Here is an 18851-nt window from a genome sequence, read left to right as displayed (position 1 = left end):
GCATGAGTGGCTTCCTGCAATTCGCGAAGAGCTTCATGCTCACCGAGCTGTTCAAGGGCATGGCCCTGACCGGCCGGCATTTCCTGTCGCGCAACATCACGGTTCAGTTCCCTGAGGAAAAGACGCCGTTGAGCCCGCGCTTCCGTGGCCTGCACGCACTGCGTCGCTACGAGAACGGCGAGGAGCGTTGCATCGCCTGCAAGCTCTGCGAGGCCGTCTGCCCCGCGATGGCCATCACCATCGAGAGCGACGTCCGCGCCGACGGCAGCCGCCGCACGACGCGCTACGACATCGACTTGACCAAGTGCATCTTCTGCGGCTTCTGCGAGGAAAGCTGCCCGGTGGACTCCATCGTCGAGACCAGCATCTTCGAATACCACGGCGAGAAGCGCGGCGACCTCTACTTCACCAAGGACATGCTTCTGGCGGTCGGTGACAAGTACGAGCCGCAAATTGCTGCGCAAAAGGAGGCCGACGCCAAGTACCGCTGATCGCTGCCCGGCCTCGCGGCCGCAGCGGTCCAGCTCAGCTGGCCTGGATACGTATGGACATCACGACCATCCTCTTCTACGTCTTCTCCGGCATCCTGCTGGTGAGTTCGTTCCGCGTCATCACGGCGCGCAGCACCGTGCATGCGGCGCTGTTCCTGATCCTGTCGTTCTTCACGGCGTCCTGCATCTGGATGCTGCTGAAGGCCGAGTTCCTTGCGATCGCGCTGGTGCTCGTCTACATCGGCGCCGTCATGGTGCTGTTCCTGTTCGTCGTCATGATGCTTGACCTGAACACGGACAGCATGCGTGAGGGCTTCTGGAAGCACCTGCCCGTGGCAGCCGTCATCGGTGCACTGATCGCCTTCGAGATGGGCATCGTGCTGATGGGGGGCTTCCAGCTGGCCGAGGCCCCTGTTGCCACGCCGGCCCAGGTGCAGCTGGGCAACAGCAAGCTGCTGGGTATCGAGATCTACACCAACTACCTCTACCCGCTGCAGATCGCTGCCGTGCTTCTGTTGGTCGCCATCGTCGCCGCCATCGCGCTGACGCTGCGCCGCCGCAAGGATTCGCGCGCCATGGATCCGTCCGAGCAGGTCAAGGTCACCAAGGCGCAGCGCCTGAAGATCGTGAAGATGGCGCCCACCGTGGCTGCTCCCGCTCAACCTGCTGCACCCACCGAAGGAGGCCAGGCATGACCGGTATCGCTGCACTGGGCGGCCTGACGCTAGGCCATTTCCTGACACTGGGCGCGATGCTGTTCGCGCTGTCGGTGATCGGCATCTTCCTGAACCGCAAGAACCTGATCGTCCTGCTGATGGCCATCGAGCTGATGCTGCTGGCGGTCAACCTGAACTTCGTCGCCTTCTCGCACTACCTGGGCGACATGGCGGGTCAAGTCTTCGTGTTCTTCATCCTGACCGTCGCGGCGGCCGAATCGGCTATCGGCCTGGCCATCCTGGTCGTGCTGTTCCGCAACCGAGCCAGCATCAACGTCGAGGAACTCGACGCGCTGAAGGGCTGACCGAATGTCTGCACAACTCTCCCAGAACCTGCTGCTGACGGTGCCGCTGGCGCCGCTCGCGGGCGCCATCGTCGCCGGCTTCTTCGGCAAGACGGTGGGCCGCCGCGGCTCGCACATGGTCACCATCCTTGGCGTGCTCATCGCCTTCATCATCTCGGCGATGACGCTGTACAGCGTCGCCGTCGACGGTGCGCGCTTCAACGCAACCGTCTACGAGTGGATGACGCTGGGCAGCCTGAAGATGGAAGTCGGCTTCCTCATCGACGGGCTGACGGCCATGATGATGTGCGTCGTCACCTTCGTGTCCTTGATGGTGCACATCTACACCATCGGCTACATGGAAGAGGACGACGGCTACCAGCGCTTCTTCTCGTACATCTCGCTGTTCACGTTCAGCATGCTGATGCTGGTCATGAGCAACAACATGCTGCAGCTGTTCTTCGGCTGGGAAGCGGTGGGCCTGGTGTCCTACCTGCTGATCGGCTTCTGGTACAAGAAGCCGACGGCCATCTTCGCCAACATGAAGGCCTTCCTGGTCAACCGCGTCGGCGACTTCGGCTTCATCCTGGGCATCGGCCTGCTGGTGGCCTTCGGTGGCTCGCTGAACTACGCCGAGACCTTCGCCAAGGCCGAGGTGCTGTCACAGATGGTCTTCCCCGGCACCGACTGGATGCTGCTGACCGTGGCGTGCATCTGCCTGTTCATCGGCGCGATGGGCAAGTCGGCGCAGTTCCCGCTGCACGTCTGGCTGCCCGACTCCATGGAAGGTCCCACGCCCATCTCCGCGCTGATCCACGCCGCGACGATGGTGACGGCTGGCATCTTCATGGTGGCGCGCATGTCGCCGCTGTTCGAGCTGAGCGACACGGCGCTGAACTTCGTGCTCGTCATCGGTGCAATCACCGCGCTGTTCATGGGGTTCCTGGGCATCATCCAGAACGACATCAAGCGCGTCGTCGCCTACTCGACGCTGTCGCAGCTGGGCTACATGACGGTGGCGCTGGGCGCTTCGGCCTACTCGGTCGCCGTCTTCCACCTGATGACGCACGCCTTCTTCAAGGCACTGCTGTTCCTCGGCGCCGGCTCCGTCATCATGGGTATGCACCATGACCAGGACATCCGCAACATGGGCGGCCTGCGCAAGTACATGCCCATCACGTGGATCACGTCGTTGCTGGGTTCGCTGGCGCTGATCGGCACGCCGCTGTTCTCCGGCTTCTACTCGAAGGACTCGATCATCGAGGCCGTGCACGCCAGCAACCTGCCGGGCGCGGGCTTCGCGTACTTCGCCGTCATCGCCGGCGTGTTCGTGACGGCCTTCTACTCGTTCCGGATGTACTTCCTGGTCTTCCACGGCAAGGAACACTTCCACCACAAGCCGTTCCCGGGCGAGCACGATCACCACGACGATCACGGCCATGGTCATGACCACACGCCGCATGAGTCGCCCTGGGTCGTTACCGTGCCGCTGGTGCTGCTGGCCATCCCGTCGGTCGTCATCGGTTTCATGACCATCCAGCCGATGCTGTTCGGGGAGTTCTTCAAGGACGCCATCTTCGTCAACCTGCACGCTCACCCGGCGATGGAGGAGCTGGCGGAAGGCTTCCACGGCGCAGCTGCGATGGCGCTGCACGGCCTCTCCACGCTGCCGTTCTGGTTGGCGCTGGCCGGCGTCGTCACCGCCTACGTGTTCTACATGGTTGCCCCCAGCATCCCGGCCACGCTGGCCAAGGTGCTGCGCCCGCTGATCATCGTTCTGGAGAACAAGTACTTCATGGACTGGATCAACGAGAACATCCTGGCCCGAGCAGCCCGCCTCATTGGCACTGGCCTGTGGAAGGGTGGCGACACCGCCCTGATCGACGGCGTCATCATCAATGGGTCCGCTAAGACCATCGGTGGCATCGCGGGTCTGGTACGCCGCGTGCAGACGGGCTACCTGTACTGGTATGCCCTGGTCATGATCCTCGGCGTCATGGGTCTGATGACCTGGCAGCTCTGGCCCTATATCAGGCCCCAGTTCAGCGCCCTGTTTGGGCTCTGATCGACGCGGCGGAGAATAAGAATGTTGCTGAGTCTTGCGATTTTTCTGCCCATCGCCTGCGGCGCGTTGCTGCTGGCGCTCGGGCGCGACGAACAGGCCACGGCCGTGCGCTGGATGGCGCTGGTCGCTGCCGTGGCGAGCTTCCTCGTCACCCTCCCGCTGATCACGGGTTTTGACACGACGACGGCTGCGATGCAGTTCGTCGAGAACCAGTCCTGGATCGAGCGTTTCAACATCCGCTACCACCTGGGCGTGGATGGCATCTCGATGTGGTTCGTGCCGCTGACGGCTTTCATCACCGTCATCGTCGTCATCTCGGCCTGGGAGGTCATCGAGACGCGCGTGAACCAGTACATGGGTGCGTTCCTGATCTTGTCCGGCCTGATGGTTGGCGTGTTCAGCGCGCTGGATGGCATGCTGTTCTACGTGTTCTTCGAGGCCACGCTGATCCCGATGTACATCATCATCGGTGTCTGGGGCGGCCCGAACCGTGTCTACGCGGCCTTCAAGTTCTTCCTGTACACGCTGGCCGGCTCGCTGCTGATGCTGGTTGCGCTGCTGTACCTGTACTACCAGTCGGCTGGCAGCTTCGACATCCAGACCTGGCACAAGCTGCCGCTACCGGGTGGCGCTCAGACCTGGCTGTTCTTCGCCTTCCTGGCCGCGTTCTCGGTCAAGGTGCCGATGTGGCCGGTTCACACCTGGCTGCCCGATGCCCACGTGGAGGCTCCTACCGGCGGCTCCGTCGTGCTGGCGGCCATCATGCTGAAGCTGGGCTGCTACGGCTTCCTGCGCTTCTCGCTGCCCATCGCCCCGGACGCTGCACGCGAGTGGTCGTGGCTCATCATCGCGATGTCGCTGATCGCCGTCGTCTACATCGGCCTCGTGGCGCTGGTGCAGAAGGACATGAAGAAGCTGGTGGCCTACTCGTCCATCGCGCACATGGGCTTCGTGACGCTGGGCTTCTTCGTCTTCAACGAACTCGGCGTGTCCGGTGGCCTCGTGCAGATGATCTCGCACGGCTTCGTGTCGGGTGCCATGTTCCTGTGCATCGGCGTGCTGTACGACCGCGTGCACTCGCGTGAGATCGCGGCCTACGGCGGCGTTGTCAACACCATGCCCACCTTCACGGCCTTCGCAGTGTTCTTCGGCATGGCCAACTGCGGCCTGCCCGCCACGGCCGGCTTCGTCGGCGAGTGGATGGTCATCCTCGGCACCGTCAAGGCCAATTTCTGGCTGGGCGGCATCGCCGCCACGGCGCTGGTGTTCGGTGCAGCCTACACGTTGTGGATGATCAAGCGCGTCTACTTCGGCGACATCGCCAACGACAACGTGCGTGCGCTGACCGACATCAACCGCCGCGAATTCGTCATGCTGGGCCTGCTGGCCGTGGCCACGCTCTACATGGGCGTCTATCCCAAGCCCTTCACGGACGTGATGCACGTCTCGGTCACGGAGCTGCTGCAGCACGTCGCGCTCAGCAAGATCCCGGGTTGAAGGCGAGCTGAGGCAAAACAATGAACGACATGAACTGGCTCGCGATCTATCCCGAAATCCTGCTGCTGGCGATGGGCTGCGTCGTTGCGCTGGTGGACCTCTGGGTCACCGACGAACAGCGCCGCCCGACCTACTGGCTGACGCAGCTGACGCTGGTCGTCGTCGCGGCCATGCATTTCTGCTACTTCGACGCCGGCATGACCACCTATGCCATGCAGGGCATGGTCGTCGCCGACCCGATGGGCCATCTGCTCGCCGGCTTCGCCTGCGTCGCCACGCTGATCACGCTCGTCTATGCGCGGCCCTATGCCGGCGTGCGCGAGATGCTCAAGGGCGAACTCTTCATCCTCAGCCTGTTCTCGCTGCTGGGCGTCAACGTGATGCTGTCGGCGAACAACTTCCTGGTCGTCTACCTCGGCCTGGAGCTGATGAGCCTGTCGCTTTACGCCCTGGTCGCGCTGCGCCGTGACCATGCCGTGTCGACGGAAGCCGCGATGAAGTACTTCGTCCTCGGCGCCCTGGCCAGCGGTTTCCTGCTCTACGGCCTGTCGATGATGTACGGCGCCACCGGTTCGCTGACCATTCCCGAAGTCTTCGACGTCATCTCCAAGGGCGCACCCAACCGTGCAGTGTTGGTGTTCGGCGTGGTCTTCGTCGTCGCCGGCCTGGCCTTCAAGCTCGGCGCAGCTCCCTTCCACATGTGGGTGCCCGACGTTTACCAAGGCGCGCCCACGGCCATCACGCTGCTCATCGGTGCGGCGCCCAAGCTGGCGGCGTTCGCGATCACCGTGCGCCTGCTCGTCGAGGGCATGATCGGCCTGGCCGTCGACTGGCAGCAGATGCTGGTGGTGCTGTCCATCATGTCGCTGCTGGTGGGCAACCTGGCCGCCATTGCGCAGAGCAACCTCAAGCGCATGCTGGCCTACTCGACCATCGCCAACATGGGCTTCATGCTGCTGGGCATGGCATCGGGCGTCGTCAACGACAGCACGCTGTCTGCCGCCAACGCCTACAGCTCGGCGATGTTTTACGCAGTCACCTACGTGCTGACGACGCTGGGCACCTTCGGCATGGTCATCCTGCTGTCGCGCCAGGGCCATGAGGCCGAGGAGATCAAGGACCTGGCCGGACTGGCCAAGCGCAGCCCGTGGTTCGCGCTGGTCATGACGATGTTCATGTTCTCGCTGGCCGGCGTGCCGCCGACCGTGGGTTTCTACGCCAAGCTGGCCGTGCTGCAGGCGCTGGTGTCCACGCATGAGACGGCTTACATCTACCTGGCCGTCTTCGCCGTCATCGTGTCGCTGGTCGGTGCCTTCTACTACCTGCGCGTCGTCAAGGTCATGTTCTTCGACGAGCCGACCGACACGGCGCCCATCACGGCTCCCAGCGACGTCCGCTTCGTCATGTCGCTGAACGGTGCTGCGGTGCTGGTGCTCGGCCTGCTGCCCGGTGGCCTGATGGCGTTGTGCGCCCAGGCCATCGTGAAGGCCCTCGCGACCTGAGCGGCCCATGGACCAGTCCGCAGCCGTCTGGCTGGTCCTCGTCGCGGCCATCGTCGCGGCCAACCTGCCTTATTTCACCGAACGCGTTCTGCTGGTCGGCCCGCGCCGGGGTCGCAAGGCGGCCTGGTGGCGAGTGGCGGAGCTGGTGCTGATGGCCGCGTTGACCTTCGGTCTCGGCTCGGCGCTGGAGGCCCGCATCGGTCAGCGTCACGAGCAGGGCTGGGAGTTCTATGCTGCGGCGGCCTGCCTCTTCATCACGCTGGGCTTTCCCGGCTTTGTCTGGAGGTATCTGCGCCGTGGCCGAGACTGACGAGCATCTCGCCGAGCGCATGCTCGAAACCAGTCAGGTCTACCGCGGGCATTTCCTCGATGTCCGTCGTGACCGCGTTGCCCTGCCCGACGGTGGCAGCGCCCATCGCGAATACATCCGTCACCCCGGCGCCGTCATGGTGGTGCCGCTGCTCGACGACGGCCGGCTGCTGCTGGAGCGCCAGTACCGCTATCCGATGGGGCGTGTCATGCTGGAGTTCCCTGCGGGCAAGCTCGATGCTGGCGAAGACCCGCTCGCTTGCGGCCAGCGCGAGCTGACGGAGGAGACCGGTTACAGCGCTGCCGAGTGGGCCTACGCGGGCGTGCTGCACAACGCCATCGCCTACTCGGACGAGGGCATACACATCTACTTCGCTCGCGGCCTCACAAGGGGCGAGCAGAAGCTGGACGCGGGAGAGTTCCTCGAACTCGTCACGCACACCGCAGCCGAACTCGATCAGTTCGCTGCCCGCGGTGAACTGACCGACGCGAAGACGCTGATCGGCCTGCTGTGGCTGCAACGCTGGCAGCAGGGCGCCTGGCCCTTGCACTGGCAGACAGCGGCCTGACAGCCTGTTCCGCGCAGGCCTGCGCGGACGTGAATAAACCTAGTGCATGACCTCTGGCGAAGTATTGCCAGACCGTTAAGCTCGGCCGTTTTTTGAGCCGACCGACCCTTGTCCTCTGAAGAGAGCTTCTCCATGACGCGTGCAACGCCGATCCTCACTGCCCTGACGCTGGCCCTGATCCTCACCGCTTGCAGCAAGGGTGGCAAGCCCGACGAGGCCAAGGCCGGTGCAGCCAAGGTGGCAGCACCGCTGCTGTTGGCGCCGGAAGACTTGCGGCAGGTCGGCCAGAGCGGCTTGATCGGCGCCCCCGTCATTACCGGCGCCATCCAGCCGGCACGGCGTGCCGACCTGCGCGCCGAGGTCGCGGCCGTCGTGCTGCAGGTGGCCAAGGACAATGGCGAGCGCGTGCGAGCGGGCGACCTCATCATCCGGCTCGATCCGACGGCCATTCGCGACAGCCTTACCTCTGCCGACGAGGCACTGCGCGCCGCCCAGCAGAGCTTCGAGCAGGCAGAGCGCGTGCTGGCCCGCCAGCGCACGTTGAACCAGCAGGGCATGATCTCCATGCAAGGTCTGGAAGACGCAGAGGTACGCCGCAACGCCGCGCAGAGCGAACTTGCCGCAGCCAGGGCGCGTGCCGTCACGGCGCGCCAGCAGGTCTCGCGCACCGAGGTGCGCGCGCCCTTCGATGGCGTCGTGAGCGAACGCAAGATCTCGGTGGGCGACACCGTCCAGGTCGGGCGCGAGCTGGTCAAGGTCATCGACCCGGCGTCCATGCGCTTCGAGGGCCAGGTTTCGGCCGACCGCCTGGGCGAGCTCAAGCTGGGCCAGCCGGTCGCCTTCCGCATCAACGGCTTCGGCGACGCGGAGTTCCGCGGCAAGCTGGCACGCATCGATGCCGCCGCCAATGCGACGACGCGCCAGGTCGAGCTGATCGCCGAGTTCAACGACCGCAGCAAGGCGCCGCAGGTGGCCGGCCTCTACGCGGAAGGCCGCGTCGAGAGCGCCGACCGCCGCGCGCTGGTGCTGGCCGAGGGGTCGGTGCAGCGCCAGGGCGACAACGCCTTCGTCTGGAAGGTGGCCGGCAGCCAACTCAAGAAGATTGCCGTGACCCTGGGCGAGCGCGACGAGCGCCGCGGGGAGGTCGTCATCACTGCGGGCCTGGCCCTGGGGGACGAGGTGCTGCGCGCGCCCACTGGCACGCTGACGGACGGCGCGCCCGTGCAGCGCGTCGCTGCGGGCGCGGGTGCCGCCTCGGCCGTCACCGCCGCAGTGCCGGCTCCCGCCGCCAGCAAGTAAGCAGGAGGTCCTCGATGTTCCTCTCCAACTTCAGCATCAACAAGCCCGTCGCGACCGTCGTCATGGTCATCGGGCTGATGCTGGTGGGCCTGTTGGCGCTATCCAAGCTCAAGGTCAACCAGTTCCCCGAGGTCGAGCCGCCGGTGCTCGTCATCAACATTCCCTATCCGGGTGCATCGCCCGAGACGGTGGAACGAGAAGTCGTCAACCGCATCGAGAAGGCGCTGCAGAGCATCTCCGGCGTGGACCGTTCCAACTCCACGTCGCGTGAAGGCAGTGCCACCATCGTGCTGGTCTTCGACTTCTCGAAGAACATGATCGAGGCCGCTGACGAGGTGCGCAATTCGATCAATTCGGTGCGCTACAAGCTGCCGACCGAGATCCGCGAGCCCATCATCACGCGTGCCGATCCGGGCGCCCAGCCCATCCTGCAGCTGTCGCTGTCAAGCACGTCGCTGACGCACGCCCAGCTCAGCCGCCTTGCGGAAGACAAGCTCGCCGAGCGCTTCCGCGGCATCTCGGGCGTGTCGACCGTCAGCGTCAACGGTGCGCTCAAGCGCGAGCTGTCCATCCTGTTGCGCGCCGACAAGCTGCGCGAATTCGGTGTCTCGGTCACGGAGGTGCTGAACGCCGTGCGGGCGCAGAACACCACGGCGCCGGTCGGCAAGGTGCGCGGCACGCTGGAGGACCAGAGCATTCGCCTGCTGGGCCGCCTCGAGTCGCCCAGCGAGTTCGAGCAGATGATCATCAAGCGCAACGCCGGCATGGTGGTGCGCCTGGGCCAGGTGGCCGAGGTCAAGGACGGCTTTGCCGAGATGACCGGCTACTCGCTGCGCAACGGCCGGCCCAACGTAGGCATCTCCATCACGCGTTCGCGTGACGCCTCCACCGTCAGCGTCGCCAACGACTCGCGCAAGCTGGTCGAAGAGATCAGGAAGGAGCTGCCCGCCGGCACCACGCTGGACGTCACGCAGGACGGCGGCAAGGATGCCGAGGACAGCCTGCACAACGTGACGCACGCGCTGGTCTTCGGTGCGGGCCTGACCATCTTCGTCGTCTACGCCTTCCTGAACAGCTGGCGCTCGACGCTGATCACGGCGCTGTCCCTCCCAACTTCGGTGCTGGCGGCCTTCATCGCCGTCTGGCTGATGGGCTTCTCGCTGAACTTCATGAGCCTGCTGGGCCTGAGCCTGGCCATCGGCGTGCTCATCGACGACGCCATCGTCGTGCGGGAGAACATCGTGCGGCACATGGAGCGCGGCAGCGACCGCGTGACCGCGGCGCGCGAGGGCACTGCAGAAATCGGCCTGGCCGTCGCCGCGACCACGTTCGCCATCGTGGCCGTGTTCGTGCCGGTGGCCTTCATGGGCAATGGCCCCGGCCAATGGTTCAAGCCGTTCGCGCTGACCGTGGTGGCCTCTGTCATCGTGTCGCTGCTGATCAGCTTCACGCTGGATCCCATGCTGTCGGCCTACTGGGGTGACCCCCCGGGCTATCACGAGCAGCCCAAGAAGGGCTTCGGCAAGCTGCTGCAGCGCTTCAACCACTGGTTCGACGGCGTCGCCAACGGCTATGGCCACGTCATTGCCTGGGCTCTGCACCACCGCCGCTGGATGGCCGCGTTCGCGGTGGCCAGCTTCATCGGCGCCATCGCGTTGCAGGCCACGGTGGGCGGCTCCAGTTTCCTGCCGCAGGCCGATGCCGGTTTCCTGGCCATCGATGTGCGAAGCCCGGCCTCCAGCAGCCTGGACTATTCCAAGCTCAAGCTCGATGCCGCCGCGGCACTGGCCTCGACGATGAAGGAGACCAAGGCGACCACCGCCTATCCCAACGCCAGTGGCGGGCGCATTTACATCGATATCGGCAAGAGCACCGAGCGTCAGCGCTCGGCCGCCGAAGTCGCCAAGGAATTGCGCGAGAAGGTCGGTCGCCTCGTCGGTGCCGAGTATGTGGTGCTGGACGACCTGAACAACGGTGCGCAAAAGCCGGTGCAGATCCGCTTCTACGGCACGGACTCGCGCAAGCTGCAGGAGATCACGCAGGAGTTCCAGAAGACCATGCAGGGCATCAAGGGGGCCGTCGACATCGGCTACTCCGAGCAGGACCCGCAAAACGAGCTGCAGATCGAACTGGACCGAGGCCTGGCCAACCAGATGGGCATCTCCGTCAACGATGCTGCTCAGGCGCTGCGCGTGGCCTTCGCGGGCGTCGAGGCCGGTGACTGGATCGATCCCACCGGCGAAGCCCGTGACGTGTCCATCCGCCTGCACCCGGCCGACCGCGTCGATGCGGCCAACATCGAGCGCCTGCCCATCGCCGTCTCCGGCACCAACCGCATGGTGCCGCTGGACCAGATCGCCACAGTCACGATGGGCAAGGGCCCCGGCCAGATCCAGCACGGCGACGGCAAGCGCACCATCACGGTCAGTGCCAACGCCCAGGGCCGCTCTCCCGGCGAGATCACGTCCGAGGCCAAGAAGCTGGCCGAGAAGATCAACTTCCCGCCTGGCTTCGGCATCGAGCTGGCCGGCTCGGCGCGCGACCAGCAGGTCGTCTTCACGGCCATGATCACGGCGTTGCTGTCAGGCATTGCGCTGATGTACTTCGTGCTGGTCATCCAGTTCAACAGCTTCACGGCGCCGCTGGGCGTCATGCTGTCGCTGCCGCTGAGCCTGATCGGCGTCGTCGTCGCGCTGATCCTGACTCGCGGCACGCTCAACCTGATGAGCCTGATCGGCGTCATCATGCTGATGGGGCTGGTCGCCAAGAACGCCATCCTGCTGCTGGACGCGACGCGTCAGGAGGAGGCCGCCGGCGTGGACCGCGAGGAGGCGCTGATGCATGCAGGCCGCAAGCGCTTCCGTCCCATCCTGATGACGACGCTGGCGCTGATCGCCGGCATGATGCCGGTGGCCATCGGCGTCGGGGAGGGGGGCGAGTTCTACCGCCCCATGGCCGTGGCCATCATCGGCGGCACCATCACGTCCACGCTGCTGACGCTGCTCATCGTGCCCACCTTCTACGACAGCATCGAGATCGCCCGCGACAGTGCCATGGCCAAGTTCCGCCGTCGTACGCCGCGCTTCACGATGGCAGGAGCCTTCGTGCTGACGTTGATCGAGGCCGTGCTGGCCCTGGTGATGGTGCGCTTCGTGTTCCGGATGCTGATGCGCGTGGTGCGCCGTCCGGCCACGCTGCTTCAGTGGCTGACGCTGGGCTTCGCCTTCAAAGCACCCGCCCAGGGTTGAGCAGTTCAAGCGGGTCAAGCGCCCGCTTGATGGCCCGCATCAGTGCCAGGGCCGTCGGGTCCTTGCGAGCGGCCAGCTCCTCGCGCTTGAGCCGGCCGATGCCATGCTCGGCCGAGATCGAGCCGCCGCGCCGCTGCACGGCGTCGTACACCAGCGCGTTGATCGCCGACTCGTGCGCGGCGAGGAAGGCTGCCGGCGCCACGCCGGCAGGCGCCTGCACGTTGTAGTGCAGGTTGCCGTCACCCAGGTGCCCAAAATCGATCACCTCGATGCCCGGCATGTAGGCTGCCAGCGCCGCGTCCATCTCCGCGACGAAGCCGGGGATGCTGGAGGCGGGCAGCGAGATGTCGTGCTTGATGTTCAATCCCGCCTGCGCCTGGGCCAGCGGGATGGACTCGCGCAGGTGCCAGAAGGCCTTGGCCTGCTGCAGGTTCTGGGCGATGGCCGCGTCCTGCACGCAGCCCCGCTCGACACCAGCCTCGAGCAGGCCTTCGAAGACGCCGCGAGCATGCTCGGCACTCTCTGCGTCCGACAGCTCCAGCAGGACCGTCCACGCAGCGGGGCCCAGCGGCTGGTCCAGCTGCGGCAGCTCGCGGGCCACCAGCGAGAGCGATTCGCGGTTCATGACCTCGAAGCCGGTCAGTGCATCGCCCGCGCGCTCGCGCGCCAGGCCCAGCAGTGCGACGGCGTCGCCCAGCGAGGCACAGGCCGCCAGCGCAGTCAGCCGTTCCCTGGGCTGGGGGTAAAGCCTCATCGTTGCTGCCGTGATGACGCCCAGCGTCCCCTCGCTGCCGATGAAGAGGTCACGCAGGTCGTAGCCGGTGTTGTCCTTGCGCAGGCCCGACAGGCCGCGCCAGATGTCGCCTGTCGCCGTGACGACCTCCAGACCCAGGCACAGCTCGCGTGCATTGCCGTAGCGCAGTACCTGCGTGCCACCGGCATTTGTCGCCAGGTTGCCGCCAAGCGTGCACGAACCCTCGGCCGCGAGGCTGAGCGGGAACAGCAGGCCGGCACCGCTTGCTGCGGCCTGCACCTCGGCCAGCACGCAGCCAGCCTCCGCCGTCAGGCTGGCGTTGGCGACGTCGACATCGCGCACGCGCTTCATGCGTGACAAGCTCAGCACCAGCTGTCGGCCGCTGTCGTCGGGGGTGGAGCCGCCCACCAAGCCGGTGTTGCCTCCCTGGGGCACGACCGCAACCCGGTGGGCCTGGCACAGCCTCAGCACCTCGGCCACTTCGTCGGTCGACGCCGGCCGGGCGACGGCCAACGCACGGCCGGCATACCGCTTGCGCCAATCGTTCTCGTAGGCCGACAGGTCGCCACCTGCCAGCAGGCCGGCCTCGCCGAGCCGGGCTTGCAGGGCGTGGATGAAGTTGTTCATGCCACCTTGGCGGCTGCGAGCCGCAGGCGGATCTGCGCCGTGCAGGCGGTGAACGCGACGAGGCTCAGCACCACCTCGGCCAGCGCCAGCCACTGGCCGGCGCCGCCCTCGCTGGTCGCGCGCACCAGGCCTTCCAGCACATAGAGCCAGATGGCCAGCGCCACCCAGCGGTAGGTGTACATGCGATAGCGCCACAGGCCAATGGGCGCCGGCAGAAGCGGCAGCACCTTCAGCGCCAGGGTGCCGCGGCCCGTGGGTGCCAGCCACAGCTCCCAGGCCAGGCACAGCAGGATCAGCGCGACGACGCTGGCCAGCGCGAGGTTGCGCGAGAGGCGTTCGTTCGCGCGGGGCAGGGTTCTTTCGGGGGCAGGGGACATAGCTGCGGCATCATAGAAGCCATGTCCTCGACACCCCTCCCGCCCGCCGCGCCCGCCACGCCGGATGATCTCGACGCGCCGCTGGCGCGCAACCCCGTTGCCTTCGCGAGGGACTTCATCGCCGAGCTGCTGGCCTGGCCCTGGCTGCAGACGCTGCACACCTTCCGCCAGCGCTTTCGCGAGGAAAAGCTGGGCCTCACCGCCGGCAGCCTTACCTTCACGACGCTGATCTCGCTGGTGCCGCTGCTGACGGTGATGCTGGCCATCTTCACGGCCTTCCCGATGTTCTCCAGCTTCCAGTCCGCGCTGGAACAGTACTTTCTGAAGAGCCTGATCCCGCCCAACATCGCCAAGCCCGTGCTGGCTTCGCTCACGCAGTTTGCGGCCAAGGCCAACAAGCTGGGGGCGGTGGGTCTGGTGGCCCTGGGCGTCACGGCGCTGGCGCTGATGCTCACCATAGACCGCACGCTAAACGCGATCTGGCGCGTGCAGCGTCCGCGCCCCATGGCCCAGCGCGTGCTTGTCTACTGGGCTGCGCTGACGCTCGGCCCGCTCCTGTTGGGCGGCAGCCTGACGCTGACCAGCTATGCCGTCAGCGTCGGCCAGGGCCTCTTCACCAAGCTGCCGGGCGACTTGGCTGCGCTGCTGGGCGGCGTGGACATCGTGCTGCTGGGGCTGGCCGTCGCCGGGCTTTTCCATTACGTGCCCAACACTCATGTGCGCTGGCGCCATGCGCTGCTGGGCGGTGCGTTCGTGTCCATCGGCTTCTCGCTCGCCAAGTCGCTGCTGGCCTGGTACGTGAAACAGGTACCGACGTATTCGACGCTCTACGGCGCCTTCGCGACGGTGCCCGTCTTCCTGGTCTGGGTCTATCTCGGCTGGGTCATCGTGCTGCTGGGTGCCATCCTGGCGGCCAACACGCCCAGCCTGACCGGACGGCTGCATCTGCGCCCCGACACGCCGGGCCAACCGCTTGCGCTGGCGCTGGAGGTGCTGCGCGAGCTATGGCGCGCGCGCGAGGCGGGGCAGCGCGGCCTGTCCGATCTGGGCCTTGCTGCTGCGCTTCGGGTGGACCCGCTGCAGCTCAGCCCCATCGTCGACAGGCTGCTCGCCATGGACTGGGTGGGCCGGCTGGAAGAGGAGGGCGCTCAGCGCCTCGTGCTGCTGTGCGCGCCCGAGCGTGCACTGGCCCAGCCGCTGGTCGAGGCGTTCCTGGCCGGTCGGCAGGGCCTGCTCGGCAACCTGTGGGCGCGGGGTGAATGGTCCAGCGTGACGCTGGACCGCCTGCTGCTCACTGAGGCTGGAAGCCCCCAGCCTTCATGAGCCGCGCCCAGACGGCAGAGTAGGCGCGCTCGCGCGCCGCCAGCTGGGCGGCGCTCATCATCCCGACGGACAGGCCCAGCTCGGCCAGCCGCTGTCGCACGCCGGGTTGGCCGACGACGCCCGCCAGCGCGTTCGAGAAGCGCTCGATGACGGCCGGCGACGTGCCCGCCGGGGCAAAGACGCCGTAATAGGGCAGTTCCTCGAAGCCACTGATGCCGAGCTCCGCGAAGGTCGGCACCTCAGGCAGCACGCCCTGGCGCTGCTGACCCATGACCGCCACGATGCGCAGCTTCTTCTGCTGGTGGTTGGCGATGAGGTCGGGCACGGAGCCGACGCCGGCGCTGATCTGGTTGCCCAGCATGTCTGCAATCATGGGTGCGCTGCCGCGGTACGGCACGCTGAGCAGGCCGAGGCCATTCTTCTCGCCCAGCAGCTTGACGAGGAACTCCGGCACAGACGCTGGCGCGGGAACGCCCACGTTGCCCTGGCCGCCTTGCTTCCTGACCCAGGCGATGTACTCCGGCAGCGTGGCTGCCGGCGTGCCCCCCGAGAGCGCCAGCGCATTTGCGAACGTTGCAAAGCCGGCCACCGGGACGAAGTCGCGAGCCGGATCGAAGCCGGGATGCTTCAGCACCAGCGGCAGGATGGAGATGGTGTGGTCATGGGTGACGAAGAAGGTCGTGCCGTCGGGCGCAGCCGTCTTCAAGGCCTGGGCCGCGATCTGGCCGCCAGCGCCGGGCCGGTTGTCGACCAGCACCGTCGTGCCGAGAGACACCTGCAGCGCCTCGCCCAGCAGCCGCGCGATGGCGTCCGTGCCTCCGCCGGCGGGGAAGCCGACCAGGAGGCGGATGGGCCTGTCCTCGGCATGCGCGGCAAAGGGCAGGGCGGCCAGCGTGGCCAGGGTCGCGCGGCGGGTGATGTGCATGTGGGCCTCCTTGAGCGGAGGCTGCAGTCTACGGATGAAGGACCACCAGCAGCGCCGTCGCCGCCGACTTGGCGCTGTTGCGTATCGCATGCGGCCCGTCCACCGCATAGCGCGCCGTCTCGCCGGCCTTGAGCCGGCTCGTCACGCCTTGGGCCGTCACCTCCAGGCTGCCGGTGAGCACGCTGAGGTGCTCGCGTGAACCCGGCTCATGGGCCTGCGAGTCCAGCACGCCGCCGGGTTGCACGCTCAGCTCGTACCACTCGAACTGGCCGGCCAGCTCGATGGGCCCCAGGATGCGCAGCTTGCACAGGCCGTCCGGGCTGGTCAGCCCCGGCGTCGCGTGGGCCGGTACCGTCTCTATGGCGGGCGTGGCCGCGCGCTCGCCACCCAGCAGCTCGCCCATCTCCACGCCCAGCGCATTCGCCAGCCGCCACACCACGGCCACTGTGGGATTGGCCTGGTTGCGCTCGATCTGCGACAACATCGACTTGCTGACGCCGGCCCGTTTGGAGAGGTCGTCCAGCGACAGGCCACGGCTGCTGCGCAGCGCCTGCAAGGCGGCGCCGACGCGGGGCGGCTCGAGATCGGTGGCGGGCTTGTTCATGCTTGACGGCGATAGACGTTTTCCGGATACTGCACGAAAGTTCGATATATCGAACAAGTTCAATTTACCGAATTGTGCACCAGGAGCGGCGCCATGAGCCAAGCCTTCTATCAACATCTGCAGACCGAGCTGGACGGTATCCGCGCAGCAGGCCTCTTCAAGGCCGAGCGCATCATCACGACGCCCCAGGGCGCCGTCGTGAAGACGACCGATGGTCGCGAGGTCATCAACCTGTGCGCCAACAACTACCTCGGGCTGTCGTCACATCCCAAGGTGATCGAGGCCGCGCACGAGGCGTTGCGCACCCACGGCTTCGGACTGTCGTCGGTGCGCTTCATTTGCGGCACCCAGGACCTGCACAAGGAGCTGGAAGCCCGCATCGCCCGCTTCGTTGGCTGTGAGGATGCGATCCTCTACGCCGCTGCCTTCGACGCCAACGGCGGGCTTTTCGAGCCGCTGCTGGGCGAGCAGGACGCCGTCATCAGCGACGCGCTGAATCACGCGTCCATCATCGACGGCATCCGCCTGTGCAAGGCGCAGCGGTACCGCTACGAGCACAACAACCTTGACGACCTGGAACGATGCCTGAAGGAGGCGCAAGAGAAAGGCGCCCGCTTCACGCTGGTGTTCACCGACGGCGTTTTCTCCATGGACGGCACCATCGCCCAGCTCGACAAGATCCGCGCACTGTGCGATCGCTACGGCGCGCTCCTGGGCATCGACGAGTGCCATGCCAGCGGCTTCATGGGCAGCACCGGCCGCGGCACGGCCGAGTACCGTGGCGTGTTCGGCAAGATCGACATCATCACCGGCACCTTCGGCAAGGCGCTTGGCGGCGCCAGCGGCGGCTTCACGGCCGCACGCAAGGAGGTCGTCGAGCTGCTGCGCCAACGCTCGCGGCCCTATCTGTTCAGCAACACGCTGGCGCCGAGCATCGCGGGTGCCTCGCTGGCGGTGCTGGACCTGCTGGAAGCCTCGACCGCGCTGCGCGACAAGCTGGAGGCCAACACCGCCTACTTCCGCGAAGCCATCCAGGCCGCGGGCTTCGAGATCAAGCCTGGCACCCACCCCATCGTGCCCATCATGGTCTACGACGCGGTGAAGGCCCAGGAGCTGTCCAAGCGCATCCTGGAGCTGGGCATCTATGCGGTGGGCTTCTTCTTCCCCGTCGTGCCCAAGGGACAGGCGCGCATCCGCGTGCAGGTCTCGGCCGTGCACGAGCGCGAGCATCTGGAGAAGGCCGTCGCCGCCTTCGCTCAGGCCGGACGCGAACTCGGGATCGTCAAATGAAGATCCTGATCATCGGCGCCAATGGCCAGATCGGCACCGAGTTGGCCGTCGAGCTCGCTCGACTGCACGGCAACGACGCCGTTGTCACGAGCGACCTCAGCCCGCAGGGACGTGTGCCCACGCTCAAGCACGAGATGCTGGACGTGACCGACGCCGGAGCCCTTGCCACCATCGTCAAGCGCCACAAGGTCACGCAGATCTACCACCTGGCCGCTGCACTGTCGGCCAACGGCGAAAAGCACCCGATGTGGGCCTGGGACCTGAACATGAAGGGCCTGCTCAACGTATTGGAGCTGGCCCGGCACGAGAAGCTGGACCGTATCTTCTGGCCCAGCTCCATCGCCGCCTTCGGCCCTAGCACGCCGGCCGTCGACACACCGCAGACGACGGTGATGGACCCGACCACCGTCTACGGCATCTCCAAGCTGGCGGGTGAACGCTGGTGCGCCTGGTACCACGCCAAGCACGGCGTGGACGTACGCAGCCTGCGCTACCCGGGACTCATCAGCTGGAAGACACCGCCCGGCGGCGGCACGACGGACTACGCCGTCGAGATCTTCCACGCAGCCCTCAAGGAGGGGCGCTACACCTGTTTCCTCGAGGCGGGGCAGGCCTTGCCCATGATGTACATGCCCGACGCGCTGCGGGCAACCATCGAGCTGATGAACGCGCCGGCCGACCAGGTCAGGCAGCGCGGCAGCTACAACCTCGCCGGCGTGAGCTTCACGCCGGCGCAGATCGCCGCCTCCATCCGCCGCCGCCTGCCGCAGTTCACGATGGACTGCGAACCCGACTTCCGCCAGGCCATCGCCGCCAGCTGGCCGCAACGCATCGACGACGCCGCTGCGCAGGCCGATTGGGGCTGGAAGCTGAGGTATGGCCTGGATGCGATGGTGGACGACATGCTCGATGAGCTGGGGCGTGAACTGAAGCGGAACTGAAGGTCGGCAGACAGCGCAACCTGCTAGGCT

At 66.4% G+C, this 18851-nt stretch carries 17 protein-coding genes; 13 read left to right on the top strand and 4 right to left on the bottom strand.

The window, feature by feature from the left end; translation table 11 throughout:
* Window positions 1-2 precede the first annotated feature (2 nt).
* From nuoI to QM732_RS09715, 10 genes are all read left to right on the top strand, one after another.
* Window positions 3-491 (top strand): NADH-quinone oxidoreductase subunit NuoI, encoded by a 489-nt coding sequence (gene nuoI, locus QM732_RS09760; RefSeq protein ID WP_233394381.1) that lies wholly within the window; start codon window positions 3-5, stop codon window positions 489-491.
* Window positions 492-544: 53 nt separating this feature from the next.
* Window positions 545-1186 (top strand): NADH-quinone oxidoreductase subunit J, encoded by a 642-nt coding sequence (locus QM732_RS09755; protein WP_415655970.1) that lies wholly within the window; start codon window positions 545-547, stop codon window positions 1184-1186.
* Window positions 1183-1512 (top strand): NADH-quinone oxidoreductase subunit NuoK, encoded by a 330-nt coding sequence (gene nuoK, locus QM732_RS09750; RefSeq protein ID WP_415655969.1) that lies wholly within the window; start codon window positions 1183-1185, stop codon window positions 1510-1512. Before QM732_RS09755 ends, nuoK begins: the two co-directional genes overlap by 4 nt.
* 4 nt (window positions 1513-1516) lie before the next feature.
* A complete protein-coding gene (gene nuoL / locus QM732_RS09745) occupies window positions 1517-3556 on the top strand; it encodes an NADH-quinone oxidoreductase subunit L (protein WP_415655968.1) in 2040 nt (679 codons plus the stop codon).
* A 21-nt stretch (window positions 3557-3577) separates the two neighbouring features.
* Complete coding sequence (locus QM732_RS09740; protein ID WP_415655967.1) at window positions 3578-5053, top strand: NADH-quinone oxidoreductase subunit M; 1476 nt, start codon at window positions 3578-3580, stop codon at window positions 5051-5053.
* A 20-nt stretch (window positions 5054-5073) separates the two neighbouring features.
* Window positions 5074-6555 carry an NADH-quinone oxidoreductase subunit NuoN gene (gene nuoN, locus QM732_RS09735; protein ID WP_415655966.1) on the top strand — a complete coding sequence of 494 codons (1482 nt, stop codon included), beginning with the start codon at window positions 5074-5076 and terminating at the stop codon, window positions 6553-6555.
* A gap of 7 nt (window positions 6556-6562) precedes the next feature.
* Window positions 6563-6865, top strand: a complete 303-nt coding sequence (locus tag QM732_RS09730) for a DUF2818 family protein (RefSeq protein WP_415655965.1) — start codon at window positions 6563-6565, stop codon at window positions 6863-6865.
* 19 nt (window positions 6866-6884) lie between these two features.
* The gene (locus QM732_RS09725) at window positions 6885-7433 is read left to right on the top strand and encodes an NUDIX domain-containing protein (protein ID WP_415659360.1); all 549 of its coding nucleotides are present in this window, start codon (window positions 6885-6887) and stop codon (window positions 7431-7433) included.
* Window positions 7434-7565: 132 nt separating this feature from the next.
* The gene (locus QM732_RS09720) at window positions 7566-8732 is read left to right on the top strand and encodes an efflux RND transporter periplasmic adaptor subunit (protein ID WP_415655964.1); all 1167 of its coding nucleotides are present in this window, start codon (window positions 7566-7568) and stop codon (window positions 8730-8732) included.
* A gap of 14 nt (window positions 8733-8746) precedes the next feature.
* Window positions 8747-11980: an efflux RND transporter permease subunit gene (locus QM732_RS09715; RefSeq protein ID WP_415655963.1), complete on the top strand. Its 3234-nt coding sequence runs from the start codon at window positions 8747-8749 to the stop codon at window positions 11978-11980.
* Here QM732_RS09715 and QM732_RS09710 read toward each other — a convergent pair.
* Both QM732_RS09710 and QM732_RS09705 read right to left on the bottom strand, forming a co-directional pair.
* Window positions 11958-13361, bottom strand: a complete 1404-nt coding sequence (locus tag QM732_RS09710) for an FAD-binding oxidoreductase (RefSeq protein WP_415655962.1) — start codon at window positions 13359-13361, stop codon at window positions 11958-11960. The two genes, QM732_RS09715 and QM732_RS09710, sit on opposite strands and share 23 nt — an antisense overlap.
* Window positions 13358-13738 carry a DUF2069 domain-containing protein gene (locus QM732_RS09705; protein ID WP_415655961.1) on the bottom strand — a complete coding sequence of 127 codons (381 nt, stop codon included), beginning with the start codon at window positions 13736-13738 and terminating at the stop codon, window positions 13358-13360. The genes QM732_RS09710 and QM732_RS09705 overlap by 4 nt, the downstream gene beginning before the upstream one ends.
* A 21-nt stretch (window positions 13739-13759) precedes the next feature.
* Between QM732_RS09705 and QM732_RS09700 the strand changes: the two genes are divergently transcribed.
* Entirely contained in the window at window positions 13760-15061 is a 1302-nt protein-coding gene (locus QM732_RS09700) for a YihY family inner membrane protein (protein WP_415655960.1), read from the top strand.
* Here QM732_RS09700 and QM732_RS09695 read toward each other — a convergent pair.
* Window positions 15030-15986, bottom strand: coding sequence for a Bug family tripartite tricarboxylate transporter substrate binding protein (locus QM732_RS09695; RefSeq protein ID WP_415655959.1), 957 nt, complete (start codon window positions 15984-15986; stop codon window positions 15030-15032). The genes QM732_RS09700 and QM732_RS09695 overlap by 32 nt on opposite strands.
* 28 nt (window positions 15987-16014) lie before the next feature.
* A complete protein-coding gene (locus QM732_RS09690; protein ID WP_415655958.1) occupies window positions 16015-16590 on the bottom strand; it encodes a helix-turn-helix domain-containing protein in 576 nt (191 codons plus the stop codon).
* A 93-nt stretch (window positions 16591-16683) separates the two neighbouring features.
* Between QM732_RS09690 and kbl the strand changes: the two genes are divergently transcribed.
* Complete coding sequence (kbl, locus tag QM732_RS09685; RefSeq protein ID WP_415655957.1) at window positions 16684-17880, top strand: glycine C-acetyltransferase; 1197 nt, start codon at window positions 16684-16686, stop codon at window positions 17878-17880.
* Window positions 17877-18821 carry an NAD-dependent epimerase/dehydratase family protein gene (locus tag QM732_RS09680; RefSeq protein ID WP_415655956.1) on the top strand — a complete coding sequence of 315 codons (945 nt, stop codon included), beginning with the start codon at window positions 17877-17879 and terminating at the stop codon, window positions 18819-18821. The genes kbl and QM732_RS09680 overlap by 4 nt, the downstream gene beginning before the upstream one ends.
* Window positions 18822-18851: the final 30 nt, after the last annotated feature.

Source organism: Roseateles sp., assembly GCF_047654805.1.
Classification (GTDB): Bacteria; Pseudomonadota; Gammaproteobacteria; order Burkholderiales; family Burkholderiaceae_C; genus Pelomonas.
Note: the sequence above shows the minus strand (reverse complement) of the source record. Positions and strands in the feature narration are given on the sequence as shown.